The sequence below is a fragment of the Mesorhizobium sp. AA22 genome (assembly GCF_001672375.2).
GTDB lineage: Bacteria > Pseudomonadota > Alphaproteobacteria > Rhizobiales > Rhizobiaceae > Mesorhizobium > Mesorhizobium wenxiniae.
This window is the reverse complement of the sequence record NZ_CP048406.1, coordinates 5322303-5345315: the sequence shown is the minus strand read 5'-3', so window position 1 is coordinate 5345315 and position 23013 is coordinate 5322303. Positions and strand designations below refer to the sequence as shown.

27 protein-coding genes and 1 pseudogene are annotated in these 23013 nt (G+C 61.7%); 19 read left to right on the top strand and 9 right to left on the bottom strand.

Annotated features, from left to right (window positions below):
* Window positions 1–130: 130 nt before the first annotated feature.
* The gene (locus A9K68_RS25550) at window positions 131–532 is read right to left on the bottom strand and encodes a GFA family protein (RefSeq protein WP_065006216.1); all 402 of its coding nucleotides are present in this window, start codon (window positions 530–532) and stop codon (window positions 131–133) included.
* A gap of 165 nt (window positions 533–697) precedes the next feature.
* On the opposite strand from A9K68_RS25550, the gene A9K68_RS25545 reads away from it, so the two are divergent.
* The 4 genes from A9K68_RS25545 (at window position 698) to A9K68_RS25530 (ending at window position 3686) form a co-directional block, all read left to right on the top strand.
* On the top strand, window positions 698–1492 hold the full coding sequence (locus A9K68_RS25545; protein ID WP_065006217.1) for a TlyA family RNA methyltransferase: 795 nt from the start codon (window positions 698–700) through the stop codon (window positions 1490–1492).
* Entirely contained in the window at window positions 1489–2730 is a 1242-nt protein-coding gene (locus tag A9K68_RS25540) for a class I SAM-dependent RNA methyltransferase (RefSeq protein WP_065006218.1), read from the top strand. The genes A9K68_RS25545 and A9K68_RS25540 overlap by 4 nt, the downstream gene beginning before the upstream one ends.
* 85 nt (window positions 2731–2815) lie before the next feature.
* Window positions 2816–3187, top strand: a complete 372-nt coding sequence (locus A9K68_RS25535; protein ID WP_029355607.1) for an antitoxin Xre/MbcA/ParS toxin-binding domain-containing protein — start codon at window positions 2816–2818, stop codon at window positions 3185–3187.
* Entirely contained in the window at window positions 3180–3686 is a 507-nt protein-coding gene (locus tag A9K68_RS25530; RefSeq protein WP_065006219.1) for an RES domain-containing protein, read from the top strand. The genes A9K68_RS25535 and A9K68_RS25530 overlap by 8 nt, the downstream gene beginning before the upstream one ends.
* 152 nt (window positions 3687–3838) lie before the next feature.
* Here the strand turns inward: A9K68_RS25530 and tldD are convergent, their stop codons facing one another.
* Together tldD and A9K68_RS25520 are read right to left on the bottom strand one after the other, a co-directional pair.
* Window positions 3839–5251 (bottom strand): metalloprotease TldD, encoded by a 1413-nt coding sequence (tldD, locus tag A9K68_RS25525; RefSeq protein WP_065006220.1) that lies wholly within the window; start codon window positions 5249–5251, stop codon window positions 3839–3841.
* Between the two features lie 134 nt (window positions 5252–5385).
* The gene (locus A9K68_RS25520) at window positions 5386–5955 is read right to left on the bottom strand and encodes an invasion associated locus B family protein (RefSeq protein WP_065006221.1); all 570 of its coding nucleotides are present in this window, start codon (window positions 5953–5955) and stop codon (window positions 5386–5388) included.
* 375 nt (window positions 5956–6330) lie between these two features.
* Between A9K68_RS25520 and coxB the strand changes: the two genes are divergently transcribed.
* From coxB to A9K68_RS25460, 12 genes are all read left to right on the top strand, one after another.
* Window positions 6331–7215 carry a cytochrome c oxidase subunit II gene (gene coxB, locus A9K68_RS25515; RefSeq protein ID WP_029355617.1) on the top strand — a complete coding sequence of 295 codons (885 nt, stop codon included), beginning with the start codon at window positions 6331–6333 and terminating at the stop codon, window positions 7213–7215.
* 37 nt (window positions 7216–7252) lie between these two features.
* On the top strand, window positions 7253–8905 hold the full coding sequence (gene ctaD / locus A9K68_RS25510; RefSeq protein WP_029355618.1) for a cytochrome c oxidase subunit I: 1653 nt from the start codon (window positions 7253–7255) through the stop codon (window positions 8903–8905).
* A 75-nt stretch (window positions 8906–8980) separates the two neighbouring features.
* Window positions 8981–9925 carry a heme o synthase gene (locus tag A9K68_RS25505; protein WP_065006223.1) on the top strand — a complete coding sequence of 315 codons (945 nt, stop codon included), beginning with the start codon at window positions 8981–8983 and terminating at the stop codon, window positions 9923–9925.
* A gap of 2 nt (window positions 9926–9927) precedes the next feature.
* Window positions 9928–10089, top strand: a complete 162-nt coding sequence (locus A9K68_RS25500) for a hypothetical protein (RefSeq protein WP_077381685.1) — start codon at window positions 9928–9930, stop codon at window positions 10087–10089.
* An 8-nt stretch (window positions 10090–10097) separates the two neighbouring features.
* Window positions 10098–10739, top strand: a complete 642-nt coding sequence (locus tag A9K68_RS25495) for a cytochrome c oxidase assembly protein (protein WP_065006307.1) — start codon at window positions 10098–10100, stop codon at window positions 10737–10739.
* Window position 10740: 1 nt separating this feature from the next.
* Entirely contained in the window at window positions 10741–11622 is an 882-nt protein-coding gene (locus A9K68_RS25490) for a cytochrome c oxidase subunit 3 (protein WP_065006224.1), read from the top strand.
* A gap of 82 nt (window positions 11623–11704) precedes the next feature.
* Entirely contained in the window at window positions 11705–12091 is a 387-nt protein-coding gene (locus tag A9K68_RS25485; protein ID WP_065006225.1) for a DUF983 domain-containing protein, read from the top strand.
* Window positions 12088–12885 carry an SURF1 family protein gene (locus A9K68_RS25480; protein WP_065006226.1) on the top strand — a complete coding sequence of 266 codons (798 nt, stop codon included), beginning with the start codon at window positions 12088–12090 and terminating at the stop codon, window positions 12883–12885. Before A9K68_RS25485 ends, A9K68_RS25480 begins: the two co-directional genes overlap by 4 nt.
* A gap of 154 nt (window positions 12886–13039) precedes the next feature.
* Entirely contained in the window at window positions 13040–14050 is a 1011-nt protein-coding gene (gene ispH / locus A9K68_RS25475) for a 4-hydroxy-3-methylbut-2-enyl diphosphate reductase (protein ID WP_029355631.1), read from the top strand.
* Between the two features lie 7 nt (window positions 14051–14057).
* Window positions 14058–15020, top strand: coding sequence for a homoserine kinase (locus A9K68_RS25470; protein WP_065006227.1), 963 nt, complete (start codon window positions 14058–14060; stop codon window positions 15018–15020).
* Complete coding sequence (rnhA, locus tag A9K68_RS25465) at window positions 15017–15544, top strand: ribonuclease HI (protein ID WP_065006228.1); 528 nt, start codon at window positions 15017–15019, stop codon at window positions 15542–15544. Before A9K68_RS25470 ends, rnhA begins: the two co-directional genes overlap by 4 nt.
* Window positions 15545–15586: 42 nt before the next feature.
* Complete coding sequence (locus A9K68_RS25460) at window positions 15587–16180, top strand: histidine phosphatase family protein (protein WP_065006229.1); 594 nt, start codon at window positions 15587–15589, stop codon at window positions 16178–16180.
* A gap of 4 nt (window positions 16181–16184) precedes the next feature.
* Here the strand turns inward: A9K68_RS25460 and A9K68_RS25455 are convergent, their stop codons facing one another.
* The 3 genes from A9K68_RS25455 to A9K68_RS25445 all read right to left on the bottom strand — a co-directional run bounded on the left by A9K68_RS25455 (window position 16185) and on the right by A9K68_RS25445 (window position 18276).
* Window positions 16185–16664, bottom strand: coding sequence for a DUF2938 domain-containing protein (locus A9K68_RS25455; RefSeq protein WP_065006308.1), 480 nt, complete (start codon window positions 16662–16664; stop codon window positions 16185–16187).
* 184 nt (window positions 16665–16848) lie between these two features.
* Window positions 16849–17349 (bottom strand): peroxiredoxin, encoded by a 501-nt coding sequence (locus tag A9K68_RS25450; protein WP_065006230.1) that lies wholly within the window; start codon window positions 17347–17349, stop codon window positions 16849–16851.
* 120 nt (window positions 17350–17469) lie between these two features.
* The gene (locus A9K68_RS25445) at window positions 17470–18276 is read right to left on the bottom strand and encodes a protein-disulfide reductase DsbD domain-containing protein (protein WP_065006231.1); all 807 of its coding nucleotides are present in this window, start codon (window positions 18274–18276) and stop codon (window positions 17470–17472) included.
* Between the two features lie 215 nt (window positions 18277–18491).
* On the opposite strand from A9K68_RS25445, the gene A9K68_RS25440 reads away from it, so the two are divergent.
* Complete coding sequence (locus A9K68_RS25440) at window positions 18492–19100, top strand: YqgE/AlgH family protein (RefSeq protein WP_023799312.1); 609 nt, start codon at window positions 18492–18494, stop codon at window positions 19098–19100.
* Window positions 19101–19125: 25 nt separating this feature from the next.
* On the opposite strand, the gene A9K68_RS25435 is transcribed toward A9K68_RS25440, so the two are convergent.
* Window positions 19126–20124: a transglycosylase SLT domain-containing protein gene (locus A9K68_RS25435; RefSeq protein ID WP_163603072.1), complete on the bottom strand. Its 999-nt coding sequence runs from the start codon at window positions 20122–20124 to the stop codon at window positions 19126–19128.
* A gap of 279 nt (window positions 20125–20403) precedes the next feature.
* Window positions 20404–21261: a methyltransferase domain-containing protein gene (locus A9K68_RS25430; RefSeq protein WP_082982123.1), complete on the bottom strand. Its 858-nt coding sequence runs from the start codon at window positions 21259–21261 to the stop codon at window positions 20404–20406.
* Between the two features lie 162 nt (window positions 21262–21423).
* On the opposite strand from A9K68_RS25430, the pseudogene A9K68_RS25425 reads away from it, so the two are divergent.
* Window positions 21424–21568 (top strand): annotated as a pseudogene (locus A9K68_RS25425) (LysR family transcriptional regulator); the annotation flags it as partial.
* A 69-nt stretch (window positions 21569–21637) separates the two neighbouring features.
* On the opposite strand, the gene A9K68_RS25420 reads toward A9K68_RS25425, so the two are convergent.
* On the bottom strand, window positions 21638–22516 hold the full coding sequence (locus tag A9K68_RS25420) for a LysR family transcriptional regulator (RefSeq protein ID WP_065006234.1): 879 nt from the start codon (window positions 22514–22516) through the stop codon (window positions 21638–21640).
* Between the two features lie 150 nt (window positions 22517–22666).
* Here A9K68_RS25420 and A9K68_RS25415 point away from each other — a divergent pair, with 150 nt between their 5' ends.
* On the top strand, window positions 22667–22930 hold the full coding sequence (locus A9K68_RS25415) for a DUF4242 domain-containing protein (protein ID WP_029355654.1): 264 nt from the start codon (window positions 22667–22669) through the stop codon (window positions 22928–22930).
* The last annotated feature ends 83 nt before the right edge of the window (window positions 22931–23013 follow it).

Sequence of the window (23013 nt, the reverse complement as noted above, 5' to 3'; positions counted from 1 at the left end):
TGGGGCAGCGAAATGGGCTGATGAAGGTCAGCTCAGGGTCATGGGCGTGAATTCGGCCGGTCGCGAACGAACCACCGCCAAGGGGTCATCTTCTGCCTTCCGCACCGGTACTGAGTGTCAGATTTTTCCACTAGAACCACATATCGCGCACGCAGCGACCATCGCGCGGCAGGTCCTCGAACTTGTGGAGACCATCGAAATGGTCGATTGGGAGGTGGGCGATGGCGTCAGGCGGCGCAAGCCTCACATTGACGGCAATTCGAGTGCGACCGGCGGCACTGGAGCGCAAACCACGCCAGGCCAGAACGCAGGCGCATCTCGGACAGAACAGAATCTCGAGCGAGGGGGCATCTTTTCCGGCGCGCGTATAAGACCTTGTCGATCCCGCAACGCGAATGCGTTTGTCCACATAATCGTAAGCCCACAGTGCGCCATAGCGGCGGCACAGCGTGCAATTGCAGGCTGTGATCGAGCCGGGATCGCCCTCCAACGTCCAGTGGGCCGCGCCACAATGGCAGGTTCCGGTCAGCATCCATCCTCCTTCACGTTCTGGCAGCAAAACGGCATATCGTTCCCAACATTGTGCCGGACCTGGTGCGATATTCAACAAGTTGTGGCGCGGCCTGCTTTCCCCCAAGATGTTCGTTGTTCTTCCTAATATCCTTGCCTTCGTGACGGGCTTTCGCCATGAAGGCCGATGAACTCCCCTTTGCCAGCCAGCCGACGCCAGCGGCTCGACGAACTTCTCGTCGCGCGCGGCCTGTTTCCCAGCCGCTCTCGCGCCCGCGACGCGATCGAGCGCGGTACGGTGACGGCCGATGGCGTCATCGCCCGCAAGCCCGGCCAGACCGTCCTGGCTGATTGCCTCATAGCCGTCGATGATCCGGCGCTGGGTTACGTGTCGCGTGCTGCGCTGAAGTTGATCGCCGGGCTCGATCATTTCGGTCTCGATCCCGCCGGCAGCGAAGCGCTGGACGTCGGCGCCTCGACCGGAGGCTTCACTCAGGTCTTGCTTGAACGCGGCGCGGCACATGTCACGGCTATCGATGTCGGGCATGGCCAGATACATCCGGATATCGCTGGCGATCCGCGTGTGACGGTGATCGAGGGATTGAACGCCCGTGATCTTTCCGCCGCCGATCTTGCCGATCGCATTCCGGATTTTATCGTCTCCGATGTCAGCTTCATCTCGTTGAAACTGGCACTGCCGCCGGCGCTCGCCATTGTCAGCAGCGGCGCCAGAGCAATATTTCTGGTCAAGCCGCAATTCGAGGCGGGCCGCGAGGCGATCGGCAAGGGCGGCTTGCTGAAGGACCCATACGATGCGGCGCGGGTTGCCGGCCTGCTGCAGGACTGGCTCGACGGCGTCGCCGGTTGGCGCTCGCTGGGATTGCATCTGTCGCCGATCGAAGGCGGCGACGGCAGCCGCGAGTTCCTGCTCGCCGGGATCAAGGATGCCGGAGTGAAGAACAGCGGGATCGGCGGCCGATGAACGCGCGCTTCACGATCACACGACTGGGATCCCAGGGCGACGGCGTCGCCGGGACGGAAACCGGCGAGCTTTTCATTCCGTTCACGTTGCCCGGTGAAACCGTCACCGCCGCGCGCGAAAAGGATCGCGCCACGCTTATGTCTGTGCTGGACGCATCGCCGCTTCGCATTGATCCCGCCTGCCGGCATTTCACCGAATGCGGCGGCTGCGCCATCCAGCATCTTGAGGCCGAAGCTTATCATCGGTGGAAGCGCGACAAGGTTGCGCATGCGCTGAACAGCAAGGGCATCACCTGCAACATTGACGCGCTGGTCCCGTGCGCACCGCAGACGCGTCGGCGCGTCGTGTTCACCGCCCGACGGAGCGAGGCCGGCATGCGGCTCGGCTTTGTTCGCGCGCTGTCGTCCGAAATCATTTCCATCGAGGAATGCCCGATCTCGCTACCGGAGATCGTCGCAAAGCTCGATCGTCTGAAAGCACTCGCCGAATTGGTTTGCGCAACGACGAAATCGTTTCGCATGACGGTCACGGTGACCGGTTCCGGCCTCGATGTCGCGGTTCACGAATCCGGCAAGCTCGGCGAGAACCAGCGCCGCGTCGCCTCCAACTTCGTCATCGCTCAGGGAATGGCCAGGCTTTCGATCGACGGCGAGGTCATCATCGAGCCCAAAAAGCCTGTCGTCATGTTTGGTGGCGTGGCTGTCGCGGTGCCGCCGGGTGCTTTCCTGCAGGCCACCGACGCGGCCGAGCAGGCGATGGCGGACATCGTCGGCCGGCATTTGGTGCGCGCCAAAAAGGTCGCCGATCTCTTCGCCGGCTGCGGCAGCTTCGCGCTACGTCTCGCCGCCAAGTCGGAAGTCCATGCGGTGGAGGGTGACGCGGCAGCGCTTTCGGCGCTCGACCGGGCGTTCCGTTTCGCCAGCGGTCTGAAGCGGGTGACCAGCGAACGCCGCGATCTGTTCCGGCGGCCGCTTACATTCAAGGAGCTGAATACGTTCGACGGCGTTGTGTTCGATCCGCCTCGCGCCGGCGCCGAAGACCAGTCGAAGCAGATTGCCCGTTCCGACGTGCCGCTTGTCGCCGCGGTTTCCTGCAATCCGGTGACGTTGGCACGCGACCTGCGCATCCTCATCGATAGCGGCTACGCCCTGAAAAGCGTGACGCCGATCGATCAGTTCCTGTGGTCGCCGCATGTCGAAGCCGTTGCGCTTTTGGAGAAGCCGAAACGACGGCGGTAACAGGTTTGCTTTTTTTGAACTTGAATTGCGCGCAAAATGAGCATATTTTTATCACATGCTGTTCAAAACGTGCTAGGGTGATACCATGAATGCCGCAGCTCTCGAAATTCGAGCCTCGCGCTTTGGCGAGGAACGGACGCCATTTCTTTCGGCAAGACGGGTGGCTGAATTGCTGGGCGTCAATCTGACCGAACTGGCGGGCCTGATCGGCGTCGCGCGCAACACGCTTGCCGCCAAGACCGGCGCGCGCAAGGTCGATGCTGCATTGAGTCCGATTGTCCGTATCCTGGCGATGGCAGGCGAGATGGCCGGCGATGAACAGCGTGCGGCGATCTGGTTCAAGCATCAGCCGATCCCCGGCTGGGCGGGAAAGACCGCCTACGATCTCGTTCGAGAGGGCAAGACGGACAAGGTGCTTGCCTATCTGGAGGCAGTCCGCTCCGGCATCTATGCCTGACAGCAGGCTGAGCCTATGGCGTGCCTTCGTGCCGCGTTGGGCGCATCTCCCGCTTTCCGGCGAAGGAGCGGCCCGCTTTGGCGGGCGCTGGAATCCGGTGGGCACCCCGACCATCTATGCTGCGCGGGAATTATCCACCGCTTGGGCGGAGTACAACCAGGGCTTTGTCCAGCATCCGGCGCTGATTGCGCAGCTCGAACTTTCAGGCGCGCGGCTGGCCGACCTGACGGACGCTGATGTGCTGACCAAGCTCGGCGTGACGGCAGACATTCACCGATGCGAATGGCGCGACATCATGGATCAAGGCCTGGTGCCTGAGACGCACACGCTGAGAGATCGCCTGATTGCCGATGGGCAGCACGGCGTGATCTACCCGTCCTTCATGTCGCCGGGGGGCACATGCGTCGCCCTCTGGCGATGGAACGAGAACAACGCACCGCGTCTGAAGGTCATCGATCCCGACCATCGTTTGCCGAAAACCCCGGCTTCGTGGCTGTAGGGCAGTTCGAAACTGGCCGGCAGGCGGCTATGCTTCTTGCACGCCGCTCTGGCGGTTCCCGCCACCCTTACAGTCACTTGCCAAGGATCGCGGGCGGCAGCGGCCGAGAGGGACCGGTTTTCGCGACCACAATAGCTGGCGCGGCCGGTCTATCAAACCCGTGTGCCGCCGACCGTCATCTGGTTCATCCTGAGATGCGGCTGGCCGACGCCGACCGGCACGCCCTGGCCGGCCTTGCCGCACATGCCGATGCCGGTGTCGAGCTTCATGTCGTTGCCGATCATCGAAACCCGATGCATGGCATCCGGCCCGTTGCCGATCAGCATGGCGCCCTTGATCGGCTGCGTTACCTTACCATTCTCGATCATGTAGGCCTCGGTGCAGCCGAACACGAACTTGCCCGAGGTGATGTCGACCTGGCCGCCGCCGAAGGAGACGGCATAGATGCCGTTCTTGACCGACGCGATGATTTCGTCCGGCTGCATATCGCCTGAGGTCATGTAGGTGTTGGTCATGCGAGGCATCGGCTGGTGCGCATAGCCTTCGCGCCGTCCGTTGCCGGTGGCCTCCATGCCCATCAGCCGGGCGTTCTGGCGGTCCTGCATATAGCCGACAAGCTTGCCGTCGTCGATCAGCACGTTGCGGGCCGACGGCGTGCCTTCGTCATCGACGGTCAGCGACCCACGCCGTTCGGCCATGGTGCCGTCGTCGACGACGGTGACACCCTTCGCGGCCACCTGCTGGCCCATCAGTCCGGCGAAGGCCGATGTCTTCTTGCGGTTGAAGTCGCCTTCCAGCCCGTGGCCGACGGCTTCGTGCAGCATGACGCCCGGCCAGCCGCTCGACAGCACGATGTCGAAGGTGCCGGCGGGCGCCGGGACCGCTTCGAGGTTGACCAGCGCCTGCCGCAGCGCCTCCTTGGCCGCGTGCTTCCAGCTCTCCTCGACCAGGAATTCGCCAAACGCCTTGCGTCCGCCCATGCCGTAGGAGCCGCTCTCCTGGCGGTCGCCGTTGCCCACCACCACCGACACGTTGATCCTGACCAGCGGGCGGATGTCGCGCACCATCTGGCCGTCGGCACGCACGATCTCGACATGCTGCCAGGAGGCGGCGAGCGAAGCCGTCACCTGTCGCACGCGCGGATCCTCGGCTCGCAGCCACGCATCGATTTCCTGAAGCAGCTTGGCCTTGGCCTCGAAGGAGGGCGAGGGGATCGGGTTCTCGTCGCCATAGAGATGGCGGTTGGTGCGGGCGGGTGCCGCGGCAAGCGTGCCGGAATAACCGCCCTTCACCGTCGAGACGGCGTCGGCCGCGCGCAGCAGCGATGCTTCGGAAAGATCGCTGGAATGTGCGTAGCCGCTCGCTTCCCCGGCGACAGCACGCAACCCAAAACCCTGGTCGGTATTGAAATTGGCGGTCTTCAGCCGTCCATTGTCGAACATCAGCGCTTCGCTTTCGCTGTATTCGAGGAATAGCTCGCCGTCGTCGGCGCCGTTGATGGTCTCGGCGACGATCTGTTTGATGCGATCGTGGGAAATGTCGAATTGGCCGATCAGGCTGTTCATGGCAGGTCCGTCCGTGGAAAGAGGTTGTCCTCACGATGTAGGCGCGAACGTGCGCCCAGACAATCGACGATGACCATTGTCATCGCCAAAGGCCAGTCACAATCGCTTTCTCGGATCTTGGTTCTGACCGGTTCTCAAGGCAGGGCGGCGAACCCGTCGGCGAAACCCTTGAGCTCGACCGGGATGCCGATGCCTTCCTCCGGCGTCTGGAAGACAATGAAAGTGGCTGACGTTCCGGTCTTCAGCGTGTCGAGCAGCGGCTTTTCGAGAATGACCTCGGCGTAGCAGCCGTCCTGGAAGCAGCGCACGAAATAGGCCCGGCCGATGTCCTTGCCATCGACATTGAGGCCGAGCCCGTTGGGCAGCAGCACGCCGAGCGGCGCCAGCACGCGCAGGATTTCAGCCTTGTTGTCGGCGGTGCGCAGCACGACGACGGAAAGCCCCATCTCTGGACGGTCCTCGGCGACGACGTTCTGCATCATCACGCATTGTTCCGATGTGGCGCCGGCCGGCGTGTCGCAGATGATCGACCACGCGCCATGCGTCGACCGCACCTTGCCGCTTGGCTGTGCAGCCTTGGCTTGGCTGGACAGGCCGACGCCAGACAGGCCAACGCTAGACACCGCGGCGAGAAAGATGACGTTCGCCAAGGTTCTCGAAAGCCCAAGTCTCGAAAGCCCAAGTTCCCACAGCCAAGAGTTCATGACGGCTCCAATGCGAATCACGGCACTTTAAGCCGCGCCAAGGGCAAGTAAAGGATGAGACCACTTCCGGCCTGCCTCGACCAAGGCAATTGTGCGCTTTTCCGTGCCAAATTCGCCCGAATTGCGACAGCCCGGCGCATTTTGCCAGGACAGTCCGCCGCTCGGGCTTCCGCGATCCGCCACCGCCGCGGCCGCCGCCAAAATGCGCAGCCGCGCTTGCGCGCAAAAATGCCGCACGGTTTCCTCCGCTCCTTTCTTGCGGAGGCAAATAGAGTATGGTTTGAACCAGCCTCGGGACTGTCCGGGATTCCCGTCCCGGCGTTGTTCGATATTCTTGCGGTCCCGATCGCGAGGAACTGGGAGATAATGACGGCAATGAGAAAATTCCTAGCAGGCGCCAAACTCCTAGCGAGCGCTTGGGCTGCCGCCACATTGTTCACCGGCGCATCCGCCCATGCGGCCCAGCCTGCGCCGTGGGAAATGACCTTCCAGCCCGCCGCCACCGACATGATGCGGCAGATCGCCTGGTTCGAGCACTACACGCTATGGTTCATCGTGCCGATCACCCTCTTCGTGCTCGCGCTTATCGCCTACTGCATCTTGAAATTCCGTGCCAGCGTCAACTCGATCCCGTCGCGCACCAGCCATAACACGCTGATCGAGGTGATCTGGACGGTTGGGCCGGTCGTCGTGCTGCTCTGTCTCGCCATCCCTTCGTTTCAGCTCCTGACCGCGCAATACACACCGCCGGAAGAAGCCAAGCTGACCATTAAAGCGACCGGCAACCAGTGGAACTGGGACTACGAATACCAGACCGAAAACACGCTTTCCTTCAATTCCGCGATCCTGGCGGATTCTGACCGCGCGGCGGCTGGCAAGGAGGATCGCGGCGTTTATCCGCGCCTGCTCGCCGTCGACAACGAGATGGTGGTGCCAGTCAACACCATGACCCGGGTGCTGGTGACGGCGGCGGACGTGATCCATGCCTTTGCCATGCCATCCTTCGGAATCAAGACCGACGCGGTTCCGGGCCGCATCAACGAGGTCTGGTTCAAGGCGGAAAAGGAAGGCCTCTATTACGGCCAGTGTTCGGAGCTCTGCGGCAAGGACCATGCCTTCATGCCGATCGCGATCCGCGTCGTCTCCGACGCCCAGTACAAGACCTGGCTGGCGGCAGCCGGCACCGACCTTCCCGGCGCCAACAAGGCGCTGATGGCCGAGGTCGACAGCAAAGACAAGGTAGCGGCCGCCGGCAACTGATGCCGCGACCAGAAAAGATCAGGGAACGGAGCCGAACATGGCAGACGCTGCAGCTCACGACGATCACGACCATAAGCCGTATCATGGCTGGGTCCGGTGGGTGAATTCGACCAACCACAAGGATATCGGTACGCTCTATCTGATCTTCGCGATCATGGCGGGCTGCGTTGGCGGTGCCCTTTCGGTCGTCATGCGCATGGAACTGCAGGAGCCGGGAATCCAGATTTTCACCGGCCTGGCGCAGATGGTCTACGGCTTGAATGCCGACGCCGCGCTCGATGGCGGCAAGAGCATGTACAATGCCTTCACCACTGCGCATGCGCTGATCATGATCTTCTTCATGGTCATGCCGGCGCTGATCGGCGGTTTCGCCAACTGGATGGTGCCGATCATGATCGGTGCGCCCGACATGGCTTTCCCGCGCATGAACAACGTCTCGTTCTGGCTGCTGCCACCGGCTTTCATCCTGCTGATTATCTCGGCCTTCGTGCCGAGTGCGCCTGGCGCCTACGGCGTCGGCGGCGGCTGGACGATCTATCCGCCGCTATCGACGTCGGGCCAGCCGGGACCGGCGATGGACCTTGCGATCCTGTCGCTGCACATCGCCGGCGCGTCGTCGATCCTCGGCGCCATCAATTTCATCACCACCATTTTCAACATGCGCGCGCCTGGCATGACGCTGCACAAGATGCCGCTGTTCGCCTGGTCGGTGCTGATCACCGCTTTCCTGCTGCTGTTGTCGCTTCCTGTTCTGGCCGGCGGCATCACCATGCTTTTGACCGATCGCAACTTCGGCACCACCTTCTTCGCGCCGGATGGCGGCGGCGACCCGATCCTGTTCCAGCACCTGTTCTGGTTCTTCGGGCATCCGGAAGTCTACATCCTGATCCTGCCGGGCTTCGGCATCGTCAGCCACATCGTCTCGACTTTCTCGAAGAAGCCCATCTTCGGCTATCTCGGCATGGCCTATGCCATGGTCGCGATCGGTGCGGTCGGCTTCATCGTCTGGGCGCATCACATGTACACGACCGGCCTGTCGCTCGACACGCAGCGCTATTTCGTCTTCGCCACCATGGTTATCGCGGTGCCGACGGGGGTGAAGATATTCTCGTGGATCGCCACCATGTGGGGCGGGTCGATTTCGCTCAAAACCCCGATGCTATGGGCGATTGGCTTCATCTTCCTGTTCACTGTCGGCGGCGTTACCGGCGTCCAGCTTGCCAATGCCGGTCTCGACCGCCCGCTGCATGACACCTACTACGTGGTCGCGCATTTCCATTATGTGCTGTCGCTGGGCGCGGTCTTTGCCATCTTCGCCGGCTGGTACTACTGGTTCCCGAAGATGACCGGCTACATGTATTCGCCTGTCATCGCCAACACCCATTTCTGGATCACCTTCGTCGGCGTCAACCTCGTCTTCTTCCCGCAGCATTTCCTCGGCTTGTCCGGCATGCCGCGCCGCTATATCGACTATCCGGATGCGTTTGCCGGCTGGAACATGGTGTCGTCCTACGGCTCGTATATTTCCGCCGTCGGCGTGGTCATCTTCCTCTACGGCGTGTTCGAGGCGTTCCAGAAGAAGCGGGTAGCTGGCGCCAATCCATGGGGCGAGGGTGCAACGACGCTCGAATGGCAGCTGCCTTCGCCGCCGCCCTTCCACCAGTGGGAACAACTGCCGAAGATCAAATAGGCGGCTGCCTGGGCGAATACGGAACCGCCGGTCCGCCCGGCGGTTTTGGCCAACGGAATGATGGACTAAGTACGCATGGCCCTTGTCGACGACACATTGACTGACGAACCGGGCTTTCGCATGTCGGAAGCAACGGCGGGCGATTTCTTCGCCCTGTTGAAGCCGCGTGTCATGTCGCTGGTGGTGTTCACCGCCTTTGTCGGTTTGGTCGCGGCCCCCGTGACCATCAACCCGCTTCTGGCGGTGATCGCCATCCTGGCTATTGCCATTGGTGCTGGCGCGTCCGGCGCGCTCAACATGTGGTATGACGCCGATATCGATGCGGTGATGACCAGGACCGCCGGCCGTCCTGTGCCGGCCGGCCGCATCCGGCCGGGCGAGGCGTTGAGTTTCGGCCTGGTGCTGTCGGTGCTGTCGGTGATGACGCTCGGCGTGCTTGTCAACTGGCTGTCGGCGACGCTGCTGGCCTTCACCATCTTCTTCTATGCGGTCGTCTACACGATGTGGCTGAAGCGCTGGACGCCGCAGAACATTGTCATCGGCGGTGCTGCCGGCGCCATTCCGCCGGTGATCGGCTGGGCCGCGGTGACCGGAACGGTCAGCCTGGAAAGCGCCGTCCTGTTCCTGATCATTTTCCTGTGGACGCCGCCGCATTTCTGGGCGCTCGCTCTCTTCAAGTCCGAGGACTATGCCAGGGCCGGCATCCCGATGATGCCGAATGTCGCCGGCCAGGCTTCGACCCGACGCCAGATCTTTGTCTACGCGCTGATCCTCGCGCCGGTTGGCGTGCTGCCATGGGCGCTCGGTTTCACCACGCCCGCCTATGGGGTCTTTGCGGTGCTGCTCGGTGCCGGCTTTGTCTGGTATGCGTGGAAGGTGCTGCAGATGGCGGACGACGACCATGCGATGAAGCCGGCCAAGGCATTGTTCGGCTACTCACTGCTCTACCTCTTCGCCATCTTCGCCATCTACCTTGCCGACTGCGTTGTCGGGCGCGTGCTGGCTATGGGCGGAGCATGACCATGGCCGATAAGAAACTTGAACTCGTCACGCTGACCGAGCGCCAGCAGAAGGCCCGGCGCAACCGTTCGGTAGCCATCGGCCTGGCGCTGGCGGTGCTTGTCGTCATCTTCTATATCGCGACCGTCGTGAAGTTCGGTCACAACCTCACCGGAACGATGTGAGGCTCAAGATGAACCGCAAAACAGTGACCCATCCTCAAAAGAGGAACACCAACCGCATCGTCGCCGGCGTCTGCATCGCCTTTTTCGGCGGCATGATCGGCATGGCCTATGCTGCGGTGCCGCTCTACGCGATGTTCTGCCAGGCGACCGGTTACGGCGGCACCGTGAAACGCGCAACGCAGCAATATGCCGACCGCGTGCTCGATCGCGATATCACCATCCGCTTCGACGCCAACACAGTCGGCGTGCCATGGCAGTTTGAGCCAGTCGACCGCTCGATCACCATAAAGATAGGCGAGACGGCGCAGGCGCATTATAGCGCGACCAACAAGTTCGTCCGGGCGACTACCGGCCGCGCGACCTTCAACGTGCAGCCGGAACTGGCGGGATCTTACTTCAACAAGGTCGAGTGTTTCTGCTTTACCGACACGACGTTGAAGCCTGGCGAGACCCTGGACATGCCGGTCGTGTTCTATGTAGATCCCGACATCGTCAATGCGCCGGAACTGAAGGACCTGAAGACGATTACCCTGTCCTACACGATGTTCCCGGTCGAGAAGAACGAGAAGAACAAACCGGTCGCGTCGTCGGCGCCGGCCGAAGGCACAAGCAACAAAGTTTCACATACCGAACGAAGCCTCGGGGGTTGATATGGCAGACGCGCACGCAAAACCACAACATGACTACCATCTCGTCGACCCGAGCCCGTGGCCGTTCCTTGGCTCGGTCGGCGCGCTGGTCACCGCGATCGGCGGCGTCTGTTACATGCAGTATCTCAAGGGCGGCGATTTCCCGATCTTCGGCTTCAACATCGCCAATCCGTGGCTGTTCTTCATCGGCCTTTTGATCGTTATCTACACGATGTACGCCTGGTGGTCGGATACCATCAAGGAAGCGCATGAAGGCCACCACACGCGTGTCGTGTCGCTGCATCTACGCTACGGCATGATCATGTTCATCGCTTCCGAGGTGATGTTCTTCGTCGCCTGGTTCTGGGCTTTCTTCGACGCCAGCCTGTTTCCCGGCGAGGCACAGCAATACGCCCGCGCCGCCTTCACCGGCGGTGTATGGCCGCCGAAGGGCCTCGAGGTTCTCGACCCCTTCCACCTGCCGCTCTACAACACCGTCATCCTGCTTTTATCGGGCACTACGGTGACCTGGGCGCACCACGCGCTCATTCATGGCGACCGCAAGGGGCTGATCAACGGCCTGGTGCTGACCGTCGGTCTCGGCATGCTGTTCACCATGGTGCAGGCTTACGAGTACATTCACGCCCCGTTCGGCTTCAGGGATTCGATCTACGGCGCCACTTTCTTCATGGCGACCGGCTTCCACGGCTTCCATGTCATCATCGGCACGATCTTCCTGCTGGTCTGCCTGGTCCGTGCGATCAAGGGCGATTTCACGCCCAAGCAGCATTTCGGCTTCGAGGCGGCCGCCTGGTACTGGCACTTCGTCGACGTGGTCTGGTTGTTCCTGTTCGCGTCGATCTATGTCTGGGCCTCGAGCGGCGCGGTCATTGAAGGCCACTGACATCTTCTTGAGGAAATCGACGAGGCGGCTGCGGCGACGTGGCCGCCTTATCTTTTGGGGCGAAGGGCACTAAGGTATCGCAATGAGCAACGACAAGGCGATCTGGCCACCAATCGATCCGATTTCGGCTGGCCTGCACGGCCGCTGCCCGCGCTGTGGCGAGGGACCGCTGTTTTCCGGCTTCCTCACGGTCGGCAAACGCTGCGCCAATTGCGGCCTCGACTATTCCTACGCCGATGCCGGCGACGGGCCGGCGGTGTTCGTCATCCTGATCATCGGCTTCATCGTCGTCGGGCTGGCGCTGTGGATGGAGGTGACGCTGAACCCGCCGCTCTGGCTGCATCTCGTGTTGTGGATACCGCTAACGCTGGTGCTTTGCCTGGGCGCGCTCAGGCTGATCAAGGGTGTGCTCTTGACGCTGCAATACCGCAACAAGGCGGCGGAGGGCAGGCTGGACCTCGGCGAATGAGCACGACATCCGGTTCAGTGGCAGGCCTTTCGCGACCAAAGACGGCATTGCTGCTTGGCCTAGGCCTCGTGCTGTTCTTCATTTTGCTTGGGCTAGGCACCTGGCAGGTGCAGCGCCTCTACTGGAAAGAGGGTCTTATTCAGACTATCGACCAGCGCACGCACTTTGCGCCTGTGCCTTTGGCCGAGGTTGAAAAGCGGTTCACCTCCACCGGCGACGTCGACTACACGCCGGTGACGGTATCAGGCACTTTCCTGCATCAAGGCGAGCGACATTTCTTCGCGACCTGGGAAGGCCAGTCGGGTTTCGATGTCTTCACGCCCTTGCAACTGGAGGACGGCCGCGTTCTTCTGATCAATCGCGGCTTCGTACCGTACGATCTCAAGGACGCGGCCAAGCGCCCGCAAAGCCAGGGTGCGGGCCAGGTGACGGTGACGGGGCTCGCCCGCAATCCGCTGCCGGCAAAGCCCTCGATGATGCTTCCCGACAATGATCCGCAGAAGAACATCTTCTACTGGAAGGATCGCGACGCCATGGCGGCCAGCGCCGGTCTGCCGGCCGGCGCGGGGCTGGTGCCGTTCTTCATCGACGCGGACGCCACCCCGAACCCGGGTGGGCTGCCGGTCGGCGGCGTTACCATCATCGACCTGCCGAACAGCCATTTGCAATATGCCGTAACCTGGTACGGCCTTGCCGCTGCCCTTGCCGGCGTCCTCATCTTCATGCTTCGCCGCCCGGCGAAAGACGCATCGGCCCGAAAATCGGAATCGATTTTCGAAAAGCACGATGCGTAGATAAAAAGTGTTAGAGCGTACTTTGTGCGTCCAAATGGACGCACGTCGCTCTAATGATCGGCACCGGCGCCCTTGACAGGGCAGGGGTGCGCACCTCATTTCGCGCCTTGAGTTCAAGACTTGAGTTCATGCTACGACCAACCGGCCGGTAATCATGCTTCACACGACCACAAAGCCACCGCTGACGATAAGGCTCTGCCAGCCGCGGGGCTTCTGCGCCGGCGTCGACCGCGCCATTCAGATTGTCGTGCTGGCGCTGAAGAAATACGGCGCGCCGGTCTATGTCCGCCACGAGATCGTACACAATCGCTACGTCGTCGAGGGGCTGCAAAGCCTCGGTGCGGTGTTCATCGAGGAGCTCTCCGAGATACCGGCGGAGCATCGCCAGAGCCCGGTCGTCTTTTCGGCGCATGGCGTGCCGAAGTCGGTACCGGCGGACGCCCAGGCGCGCAACCTCTTCTATCTCGACGCCACCTGCCCGTTGGTGTCGAAGGTCCACAAGCAGGCGATGCGCCACCAGCGACTCGGCCGCCATGTGCTTCTGATCGGCCATGCCGGCCACCCGGAAGTGATCGGCACGATGGGACAATTGCCGGACGGCGCCGTCACCTTGATCGAGACCGAAGCCGACGCGGCGAATTTGGTGCCCGCAGACGCGCAGGCGCTCGGTTTCGTCACCCAGACGACGCTGTCGGTCGAGGACACCGCCGGCATCATTCGGGTGCTTAAAGATCGTTTTCCCGATTTGCATGCGGCGGCAGCGGAATCGATCTGCTACGCCACCACCAATCGCCAGGAAGCGGTCAAGGAGACCGCCGCGGGCTCCGATCTCTTCCTGATCGTTGGCGCCCCCAACTCCTCCAATTCGCGGCGTCTCGTCGAAGTGGCCGAGCGCGCCGGCGCCTCGATGTCGCTTCTCGTGCAGCGCGCCTCCGAAATCCCGTGGACTGACATTGCCGGCATCTCGACGCTCGGTCTGTCGGCAGGCGCGTCCGCGCCGGAAATCATCGTCGACGAGATCATCGATGCATTCCGGCAGCGCTTCAACGTGACGATCGAGCTGGCGGTGACGGCGACAGAGACCGAGGATTTTCCGGTGATGCGGGTCCTGCGTGATGTCGAACTGACGGCGGCCGACATGGCCTTCGTGAACGGAGCCGCGTGAAGAGCCCATGGCGGTCTACACCGACGTCAACGAAGGCGAGCTCGGCGCGTTCCTGGAGGCCTATCCGGTCGGCGATCTCCTGTCCTACAAGGGCATCGCCGAAGGCACCGAGAACTCGAATTTCCTGCTGCATACAACCAGCGGCTCCTACATCCTGACGCTCTACGAAAAGCGCGTCGAAAAGGCCGACCTGCCGTTCTTCCTGGGGCTCATGGGCCATCTCGCCAGAAAGGGCATTTCGTGCCCGCTTCCGGTGACCGCGCATAATGGCGACGTCATCGGAACGCTTGCCGGCCGGCCGGCCGTCATCATCACCTTTCTCGAAGGCCTTTCGCTGCGGCGGCCGACATCAGCGCATTGCGGCGAGGTCGGCAAGGCGCTGGCGGCACTGCATCTTGCCGGCGCCGACTTTCCGATGACCCGTCCGAATGCCCTTGCAATCGATGGCTGGCGCAAGCTGTGGAGCGCCGCTCGCCTTCGCGCCGACGAGGTCGAGCCGGGACTGGCGGCCGAGGTCGATGCCGACTTCGCCGATTTCGAGCGGAACTGGCCCAAAGACCTGCCGGAGGGCATCATCCATGCCGATCTTTTCCCGGACAATGTCTTCTTCCTCGGCGAAAAACTGTCCGGGCTGATCGACTTCTATTTCGCCTGCAACGATCTCTACGCCTACGATGTCGCTACCTGCCTCAATGCCTGGTGCTTCGAGAAGGATTTTTCCTTCAACCTGACCAAGGGCACGGCGCTACTTGCCGGCTACCAAAGCGTGCGGCCCTTGAGCGGCGAGGAGAGAGCTGCGCTGCCTATCCTGGCACGCGGCTCGGCGCTGCGTTTCATGCTGACCCGGCTTTACGACTGGCTGACCGTTGCCAATGGCGGGCTGGTCGTGAAACGCGATCCGACCGAATATATCAGGCGGATGCGTTTTCACCGGGCGATCAAATCTCCTTCCGAATATGGACTGACATGACCAAGCGCGTTGAAATCTTCACCGATGGTGCCTGTTCGGGCAATCCGGGGCCTGGCGGCTGGGGGGCGGTCCTGCGCTTCAACGGCGTCACGAAAGAACTGTCGGGCGGCGAGGCTGCTACCACCAACAACCGCATGGAACTTTTGGCCGCCATCTCGGCGCTCAATGCGCTGAAAGAACCCTGTGCCGTCGATCTTTATACCGACAGCAACTATGTCAAGGACGGCATTTTCAGCTGGATCGACGGCTGGAAGCGCAACGGCTGGAAGACCGCTGCCAGGCAACCGGTGAAGAATGCCGAGCTGTGGCAGGCACTCGACGAGGCGCGCAACCGCCATCAGGTCGTCTGGCACTGGATCAAGGGCCACGCCGGCCATCCGGAGAACGAACGTGCCGACGAGCTGGCGCGGCTCGGCATGGCGCCGTTCAAGAAAAGCCCCGTCAAGACCGCGACGCCGAAGCCAGACCCGCAGTCGAAGCAGCCGGCGGTCGCAAAGCCACGGCGCTCGACCCAGAGTTATTGAATTCCGGCTGCGGGTCCGCTCTCTGGCTGGAAGAAGTCTATCATGCCGATCGCATACTACATCACGCATCCCCAGGTTCGGATCGATGCCAACGTTCCAGTGCCAGAGTGGGGGCTATCCGACATCGGGCGAGCGAGAACGTCTGCAATGCTCGATCAGCCGTGGGTTCGGTCGATCCGGCGTATCGTGTCATCGGGTGAACGCAAGGCGGTAGAAACCGCCGAGATACTCGGAAGGCATATCCGCCTTGAGGTCGAGGTGAGGGAACGGATGCATGAGAATGACCGATCGGCAACCGGTTTCCTACCGCCTGCGGAGTTCGAAGCGGTCGCGGACCAATTCTTCGCCAATCCATACAGCAGCATTCGCGGATGGGAGCGGGCTATCGATGCTCAGCATCGTATTCTGAGCGAGGTAGACACTGTGCTCGGCACCGATGACGCCGCCGACGTTGCTTTCGTGGGCCACGGAGGTGTCGGAACGCTTCTGCTGCTTTCTCTCGGCGGGCGGGAGATCAGCCGCGAGGCGGATCAGCCAGCGGGCGGCGGGAACTATTTCGCGTACGATATCCGCGCGCGTCGCGTTGTCCACGGATGGCGGCCGATCGACAGGCTGGCGCAACACCGCGACGATTAATTTGCTAACGGATCAGCAGCGCCGTGCCGAAAAGTCCGAGCGCGAACACAGTATGCGACACGAGGTTGAGGGCGCGGATCTGCATCGGGTTGGCGCGCTTTGATGCGGCCCAGCCGGCGCCCATGCCGGGCGCCAGCAGGAACCAGCCGGCGCCCACGGTGACGATGCCGAGAATGAAGGCCGGCAGGAAGGTCGGCGCGGCCAGCCACGCCGCTCCCGCCCAAACGGCCAGAATGATGCCGTAGACGATGCCGACAAAGTAGTGGAATGCCCAGCCCAGCGCCGATTCATGCGCGTAGGGTGCTGCCTCGCCGATATCGTCGTGGAATACCTTGCCGTCTCTGAGATGCCAGACCCAGCGCCCAACCAGTCCCCAGTTCGGCCGCGGCTGAGCAAATACCATGTTCAGGAAAATCGCCCAGAGGTCCATGAGCGCCGTGGCGCCGATGCCGATCGCCACAGCGCGCCAGAAGTGGTCAAACATCATTGAGGTCCCCCGAAAGCAAGCAACTCCGAAGAGCTAGCGCACGAGCCCGAAAACCGGTACCCGTTTTTGTTGGGGATCATGCGGCTCAGAAGTCTTGGAGCGTCCTTTGCACGCCCGGTTGGACACTCGGCGCTCGACTAAGCGTGATCGTCAGGCCAAAAGGACCGTGGCAAACCTTGGCCTATGTTGTCGCCAAAACGGAAAGCTGTCCGAGAATGTGAGCCGCACCGGATTCATCGACGCCAGGCTTTGTCTCGACATTGAGCGCGGTGACCTTGCCGTCGTCGACGATCATCGAAAACCGCTTCGAGCGCAGCCCCATGCCGCCGCCGGAAAGATCGGCGTCAAGGCCGATCGACCTGACGAAATCGCCGTTGCCATCGGCAAGATAGAGGATCTTGCCTTCACCGCCGCTGAAGCGGGCCCAGGCGCCCATCACGTGAACATCGTTGACCGCGACGACGGCGATGGTGTCGACGCCGCGCGCCAGGATGGCGTCGTAATTGTCCAGATAGCCGGGCAGATGATTGTTGGAGCAGGTCGGCGTGAAAGCGCCGGGAACGGCGAACAGCACCACCTTCTTTCCCGAGAAGATCTCGGCCGTCGTGATCGCTTTTGCGCCGTCGGCAGTCATCGTCTTGAAGGTCGCTTGGGGCAGCTTGTCGCCAACGGCAATCATCATCGAGGTCCTCACTTGAGAGATGGAAGGGAAGTGTCCTTGCGATAGCGAATTCAGCGGTTCCCCGCAACCGTCGGAGAGGCTGGGGAAAGGATGTTCGCCCTGAGCATCCTTTGCTCGGGATCAAGGAAACGGCAGCAGGCCTTCGACGGCGCCGGCCGCGGTTGTCAGCGTGTAGTAAAGTCCGCCATCCGTCGGTGTCGTCGTCGGCCTGTTGAGGATCGGCACGGCAAACACCAGCTTGCCATCCTTTTCGCTGCGGGCCGGCACGCCGAACATGTAATCCCGCTCGCCGGCGACGAAGAAATCCGCCGCTTCGGGACTGCCCGGAAAGCTCGCCTCGACAATCAGTGTCTCGCGGTCGCCCGGCAGGATATTGACGCCGAAATCGGGTCTTGCGGGCACAGGCAGCGTTGCAAGGGCCGCCTTCACCAAAGCGGCGTCTTCGGCATTGTCCGGATCGGAGCCCGGATCGATGGTCAGCTTCGTCTGCAGCGGGATGCAGATCGTCTCGCAAATGCCGAGAAAGATATCGGCATCGATGACGGCCGGCTCGTTCGGCGCCGACAGCGTGAATGTCACCGGCAGCGAAACCGGATGGTCGTAGCCGGCCCATTTGCCGTAGCCGTCGTCGTGGCGCTGGGGCGGCGGAAACGAAAACGTCGCGTTGGCAATGTTGGTGCTGGCCGAGATATCGATTTGCGGCGGCACGCCCGCGTCGCCCGGATCGCGCCAGTAGGTTTTCCAGCCAGGCTTGAGCGCAATATCGAGGACGCCATGGATGCGCCCGGCTTCGTCGGGCTTGCCGCTGGTCACAAGCCGCACTCTGCCGCCTTCGCTATTGTACCAGGTCGACGAGGAGGCTGCGGCAGGGAGGCCGGTTCCACATCCAACAGCGGCGCTGAGCAGCAGGACTTTCAAACTTTGCATGGCGCTGATTTGAGCGTCCGTTCATGGCTGCGCAATGACTTCATGGCGTCGCTGTAATCATATTTGCGTGACCTTGGGCACAGCCTTTGCGTGACCTCGGGCACAGCTCTTGCGTGACCTCGGGCACAGCTTTGCCTGACCTTAGCTGCACATCCGCGACCAAATCGCGCGCGGCGCATCTTTTCGGCGCTTCAGAAACGCGTTACGCTCCTCTCATGGACTTGTTGCGCCACAAGAAGATGGCTGCGGGACGCGGCTTTCTCGACGACCAGTTCCTGATTGCCATGCCCGGCATGAAGGACGACCGCTTTACGCGCTCCGTCATCTACATTTGCGCGCACAGCGACGAGGGCGCGATGGGCCTGGTCATCAACCAGACGCAGCAGATGCTGTTTCCGGATCTGCTCGTGCAGCTCGGCATCATGAACGAACAGGAGGCGATCCGCTTGCCCGCGCAGGCCCGCGACTTCGTCGTGCGCAACGGCGGACCGGTGGACCGCAGCCGCGGCTTCGTCCTGCATTCGGGCGACTACCGCGTGGAATCGTCGCTCGCCGTCTCCGACGACATTTGCCTGACCGCGACCGTCGACATATTGCGCGCCATTTCGTCGGGCCGCGGGCCCCGACACGCGCTGATGGCGCTCGGCTATTCGGGCTGGGGCGCCGGTCAGCTGGAAAGCGAAATCGCCGAGAACGGTTGGTTGACCTGCCCGGCAAATGCGGAGCTTCTGTTCGATACCGACATCGAGCGCAAATACGACCGGATTCTCGCCTCGATCGGTATCGACCTCGCGCATCTCAGCCTGGCGGCCGGTCACGCCTAGTGGTGAAAACCCGATACCTGGCTGGCTATCGCTGCATTGCCGACGCCAGCCGTTTGCCCAAATCGTAGACGAGATTCTCGATACCGGCTGTCCAGGACAGGTCAGCCTCTTTCACGCGGCTTTCGACATCGCTGTATTTGCCGATGCGGGCTTCTAAGAAGGAGCGCAGGCGCTGGTGGAACTGGCCGACGGTGAGCTGTTTTCCCTCGGCCCTGAACATCGCGGTATTGAAGCGCGCCGCCTTGGGGAAAATTTTGCTGGCCGTGGCATTGGGCGTCTCGTCGGCGTTCGACAGGAGCTGTGCTGCGCCGTTGGTGCCAAGGAAATGGGGGAGGTAAAGATCCCTTTCGTCCATGGCCTTCTCGAGACGGGCTTCGATGCGTTCCTTGGCCGCGAGAAGGTTCTTGGCCGCAAGTGCTGCCGACAGATAGGGATCGCGCCTGAATTCAAGAATGCGCTGTTCATCGGCCTTGTCGTCGACGAAATGGTGTTCGCGCTTGCCCTCTAAGCGGATCCGGATCAGTTCCGCTTCGTCGCCCAGACCGAACTCTGCACCGTACTTCTTCACCGCCTCGAGCCATGTCTGGTCGAGGAACTGCATAAGACCAAGTGCCGACCCTTTAGGCGGGCGATTGTTGAGGTCGAAGGAGGACTCCTTCTCGGCGATCGCGAAAAGGGTATCGGCAGGAAATTGGGTGTCCTTGGCGGCACGCAGAATCTCGCTGGCAATGTACTGCGACACCTTGTATTCGCCGAACTCGTGCACCGACATGCCGATGACGATCTGTTCCGCGCCTTCGGAAAGGATGGCCACGGTACCCTTCAATGCGTCGGCCAGTATGCCTTCTCCCTTGCGTCGGGAGGTCAACGTTGTGCCCGGATCGATCATGTCGAACTCGGGCGCGGCCGAGGGGAAACTCAGAGCGGAGGACGGAACAGCAGTGGCAACCGCGGCTTCGGTCACTCCGTTGACCAAGACTCCCGAATAGACCGGCCATGGCATGGCCGCCACTGTCGCCGCCAAGCCAAGCCCGCCGATCCTTTTCGACAAAGGCCGTCCGCCCGAAAGGATGACGTCTGCGCAAGCAAAGAATTCACGTGTTCTTTGGAGTGACGCCAGGTCCCCCTCCGTTCCTTGTCTAGCCGCCCAGATACTTTGGGGCAGATCTATTTCCAACGTTGAGCCGTCAACGTCGAAAAAGACAAGAAGAACGGTCAGTGCTTGCTCTAGCTAGTCATGGATCGTGGCGGTACAATGGCCGCAATGCGGCGAGGACAGTTCGTAATGTACAATAAGATGATTTTATCGAGCGTTGCGTAGGCGATGCGTTGCTTGTGAAGGGAGATCTTTTTTGCCTTTGGCCGTCGCCAGATTGGCGCTGAGCTCGAAGGCTAATCCCGATCCATTGCCATACGGTTGCAGCACGGGCGCACTCTCGATCACGATCTCCTCCACGACGCGCTTGCGTTCCTGATCGCCCATTTCCTTGGCTAAAGAGCTCATTCCGACCAGTGCCATCGTATTCAAATGCAGGAAAGGTGCGCCTTCCCCGAAGTGGATGGTGCGCGAAATAATCTTCGATCGGACCTCGTGGAAGCCGGCGTCTCGCAGCAGCGCCTCAAGTGGAGCCGCTTCCCCGAAGCTGTACCGTTGATCGGCGATGGCGCCCAGATGGCGCTCCGCGACGCGGCGCAGTTCGCGAAAGAACGGGATTTCGTCGTCCGGGCGCCACATGGCGATCGCCAGCCTGCCACCCTTCGCCAGCGCGCGACGCATCTGCGCCACCGCCGCGGGTCTGTCAGGAAAGAACTGCAGCCCTTGCTGGCAGACGACCACGTCGAACGTCTCACCGTTACGCAGAGGTAGCTCGCCGGCATTGCCCTGGCGCCAGTCAATGGCTGATTCTACAGCCCGCGCCACGGCAAGCATGTCCGGGCTGATGTCGACGCCGACGATATATCCGGCTTCACCGAGCCGCTCTCTTGCAACGCGCGCCACTATTCCTGTTCCACAGGCGATATCGAGTAGGCGATCGCCCGAAGACAATTCCAGCTCGTCAAGAGCCATCTCGGCCCATGGACGGAAGAGAGGGCCGACCAGCCACCGCTCGTACATCTGCGGGAAACTTGCCTGGTTCATTGCGTAACTGGGCAAGGTCATGATTGTCCTCCCTCAAATTTCCATCCGGCCATTGTGAGCCTTCTCCCGCTCCTTCGGCGAGCGCAATTCCAACGAAGCAAGAAAGTTGCAGTCGTTTCGGAGAAAAAGAATGCCAATATTTCATCGCGCCGATGCAAGGCTGTCATCGGGAAAGGGCGATCCATGGGGATACACGAAATCCGCTACTTCCGGGCAGCGTCGCTGCTGCGTGACCCAGCCGGCGCTGACCCGCGCTATACAGAAGCTCGAGGCCGAGCTTGGAGGGCATCTCTTCCACCGTGAGCATAGCCATGTCCATCTCACCGACTTTGCGGTACCGGTCCGAGGACCACCAGGGCGGCAGAACGCATCTAAAATCAGCTTCAGCAACAAACGCCTAGCCTGGCCAATCGAAGCTCTGGGCAGCTCGGACCATTGCCGCCGTCGCCGGGCTATAGGGCCGGCCCGGAACGCTAGCCAGGGACACGGTGCGTGCCACCGCGGGTTCGATCAGCGGACGCTGCAGAAGTTCAGGCGATGTCACCGAATATTCAGGCATGAAGGCGAAGCCGATCCGCGCCAGCACCATTGATTGGATCCAATCCTCGCGCTCGGAACGAAAGCGGGCATAAAGGCTGACGTTTCTTTCCCGGCACACACCCATCACCAGGTCCCGCATTTCGCAGGACAGACGGTCGACATAGGGTTCTTGAGAGAGATCGACCAACTTGATTGCATTGAGGCCCGCAAGCCGGTGATCCGGCGCGAATACGACGACGTAGCGCTCACTGTAGAGATCATGGACGCGGAAAGCCGCTCCCAGCCCCTCCAGCGGATTGAGGACGGCCAGATCGAGATCGCCTTGCTCAAGCCTGTTTTTCAGTTCCTGAACGCTCGCCTCGCTGACTTCAAGCTCGACGCCATGATAGTCGCGCTGGAACTTTGCCAGGAACCGGGCGAGCTTCACATGGCCGATGGTCGACATGACGCCAAGGCGGATCGGCACCTGGTTGAGCAGCCTGAAATTGTCGGCAAGCGTCCTGGTTGCGTGGGCCTCCTGCATGATCTGCTGAAGATGCGGCAGAATGGAGCGCCCGAACTCACTCAGGAGGACGCGCTTTCCCTCGCGGTGGAACAAGGGCGCGCCAAGCTCATCCTCGAGCGTCTTGACCGCTTTGGTGAGCGCCGGCTGAGACACATTGCAATCGGTGGCTGCCTTGGTGAAATTCAGCATCTTCGCGGCAGCAAGCACGTAGCGGACCTGAAACATCTCCATGGCGAGCCCTCCCGAGGCGGTTCCACGAAACGACATTGTAGCCCTTTCATCGATAACTGTCGGCTATCGATCGATAGAAAAAATGTCGTTCTCTTTCGCCCGCCGCTGCATTCAACTCCTGTGGTCACAGTTCGCAGGAGGAGATTTGGAATGACTGTCTACATGGTGGAACGCGACCTCAAGGGCATCAGCATGGAAGCTCTGGGAGATGCGCAGAAGGCGGCGATCAGCCAGGCCGCCGAGATGACGTCCAAGGGCACCGACATCAGCTATCTGCGCTCGACCTTCGCACCGGAGGACGGGCGCTGCATGTGCCTGTTTGATGCTGTCTCCGATGCCGACGTGAAGCGTCTAAACGACGATGCAGGCCTGCCCTACCACAGAATCGTGCCGGCGCTCGATCTTACGCCATAAGGCCAGCACGACCGGGCTCGTGATGACCATCCGGGCCCGGTGTTCTTGCGGATCATGCGCAGCGCGCCAGGCTGATCGTTTGG

What these genes read in the sequence shown, in the direction of transcription:
- A9K68_RS25550 (WP_065006216.1), bottom strand. Translation starts at nt 532, where the DNA reads ATGCTGACCGGAACCTGCCATTGTGGCGCGGCCCACTGGACGTTGGAG.
- A9K68_RS25545 (WP_065006217.1), top strand. Translation starts at nt 698, where the DNA reads ATGAACTCCCCTTTGCCAGCCAGCCGACGCCAGCGGCTCGACGAACTT.
- A9K68_RS25540 (WP_065006218.1), top strand. Translation starts at nt 1,489, where the DNA reads ATGAACGCGCGCTTCACGATCACACGACTGGGATCCCAGGGCGACGGC.
- A9K68_RS25535 (WP_029355607.1), top strand. Translation starts at nt 2,816, where the DNA reads ATGAATGCCGCAGCTCTCGAAATTCGAGCCTCGCGCTTTGGCGAGGAA.
- A9K68_RS25530 (WP_065006219.1), top strand. Translation starts at nt 3,180, where the DNA reads ATGCCTGACAGCAGGCTGAGCCTATGGCGTGCCTTCGTGCCGCGTTGG.
- tldD (WP_065006220.1), bottom strand. Translation starts at nt 5,251, where the DNA reads ATGAACAGCCTGATCGGCCAATTCGACATTTCCCACGATCGCATCAAA.
- A9K68_RS25520 (WP_065006221.1), bottom strand. Translation starts at nt 5,955, where the DNA reads ATGAACTCTTGGCTGTGGGAACTTGGGCTTTCGAGACTTGGGCTTTCG.
- coxB (WP_029355617.1), top strand. Translation starts at nt 6,331, where the DNA reads ATGAGAAAATTCCTAGCAGGCGCCAAACTCCTAGCGAGCGCTTGGGCT.
- ctaD (WP_029355618.1), top strand. Translation starts at nt 7,253, where the DNA reads ATGGCAGACGCTGCAGCTCACGACGATCACGACCATAAGCCGTATCAT.
- A9K68_RS25505 (WP_065006223.1), top strand. Translation starts at nt 8,981, where the DNA reads ATGGCCCTTGTCGACGACACATTGACTGACGAACCGGGCTTTCGCATG.
- A9K68_RS25500 (WP_077381685.1), top strand. Translation starts at nt 9,928, where the DNA reads ATGGCCGATAAGAAACTTGAACTCGTCACGCTGACCGAGCGCCAGCAG.
- A9K68_RS25495 (WP_065006307.1), top strand. Translation starts at nt 10,098, where the DNA reads ATGAACCGCAAAACAGTGACCCATCCTCAAAAGAGGAACACCAACCGC.
- A9K68_RS25490 (WP_065006224.1), top strand. Translation starts at nt 10,741, where the DNA reads ATGGCAGACGCGCACGCAAAACCACAACATGACTACCATCTCGTCGAC.
- A9K68_RS25485 (WP_065006225.1), top strand. Translation starts at nt 11,705, where the DNA reads ATGAGCAACGACAAGGCGATCTGGCCACCAATCGATCCGATTTCGGCT.
- A9K68_RS25480 (WP_065006226.1), top strand. Translation starts at nt 12,088, where the DNA reads ATGAGCACGACATCCGGTTCAGTGGCAGGCCTTTCGCGACCAAAGACG.
- ispH (WP_029355631.1), top strand. Translation starts at nt 13,040, where the DNA reads ATGCTTCACACGACCACAAAGCCACCGCTGACGATAAGGCTCTGCCAG.
- A9K68_RS25470 (WP_065006227.1), top strand. Translation starts at nt 14,058, where the DNA reads ATGGCGGTCTACACCGACGTCAACGAAGGCGAGCTCGGCGCGTTCCTG.
- rnhA (WP_065006228.1), top strand. Translation starts at nt 15,017, where the DNA reads ATGACCAAGCGCGTTGAAATCTTCACCGATGGTGCCTGTTCGGGCAAT.
- A9K68_RS25460 (WP_065006229.1), top strand. Translation starts at nt 15,587, where the DNA reads ATGCCGATCGCATACTACATCACGCATCCCCAGGTTCGGATCGATGCC.
- A9K68_RS25455 (WP_065006308.1), bottom strand. Translation starts at nt 16,664, where the DNA reads ATGTTTGACCACTTCTGGCGCGCTGTGGCGATCGGCATCGGCGCCACG.
- A9K68_RS25450 (WP_065006230.1), bottom strand. Translation starts at nt 17,349, where the DNA reads ATGATGATTGCCGTTGGCGACAAGCTGCCCCAAGCGACCTTCAAGACG.
- A9K68_RS25445 (WP_065006231.1), bottom strand. Translation starts at nt 18,276, where the DNA reads ATGCAAAGTTTGAAAGTCCTGCTGCTCAGCGCCGCTGTTGGATGTGGA.
- A9K68_RS25440 (WP_023799312.1), top strand. Translation starts at nt 18,492, where the DNA reads ATGGACTTGTTGCGCCACAAGAAGATGGCTGCGGGACGCGGCTTTCTC.
- A9K68_RS25430 (WP_082982123.1), bottom strand. Translation starts at nt 21,261, where the DNA reads ATGACCTTGCCCAGTTACGCAATGAACCAGGCAAGTTTCCCGCAGATG.
- A9K68_RS25420 (WP_065006234.1), bottom strand. Translation starts at nt 22,516, where the DNA reads ATGGAGATGTTTCAGGTCCGCTACGTGCTTGCTGCCGCGAAGATGCTG.
- A9K68_RS25415 (WP_029355654.1), top strand. Translation starts at nt 22,667, where the DNA reads ATGACTGTCTACATGGTGGAACGCGACCTCAAGGGCATCAGCATGGAA.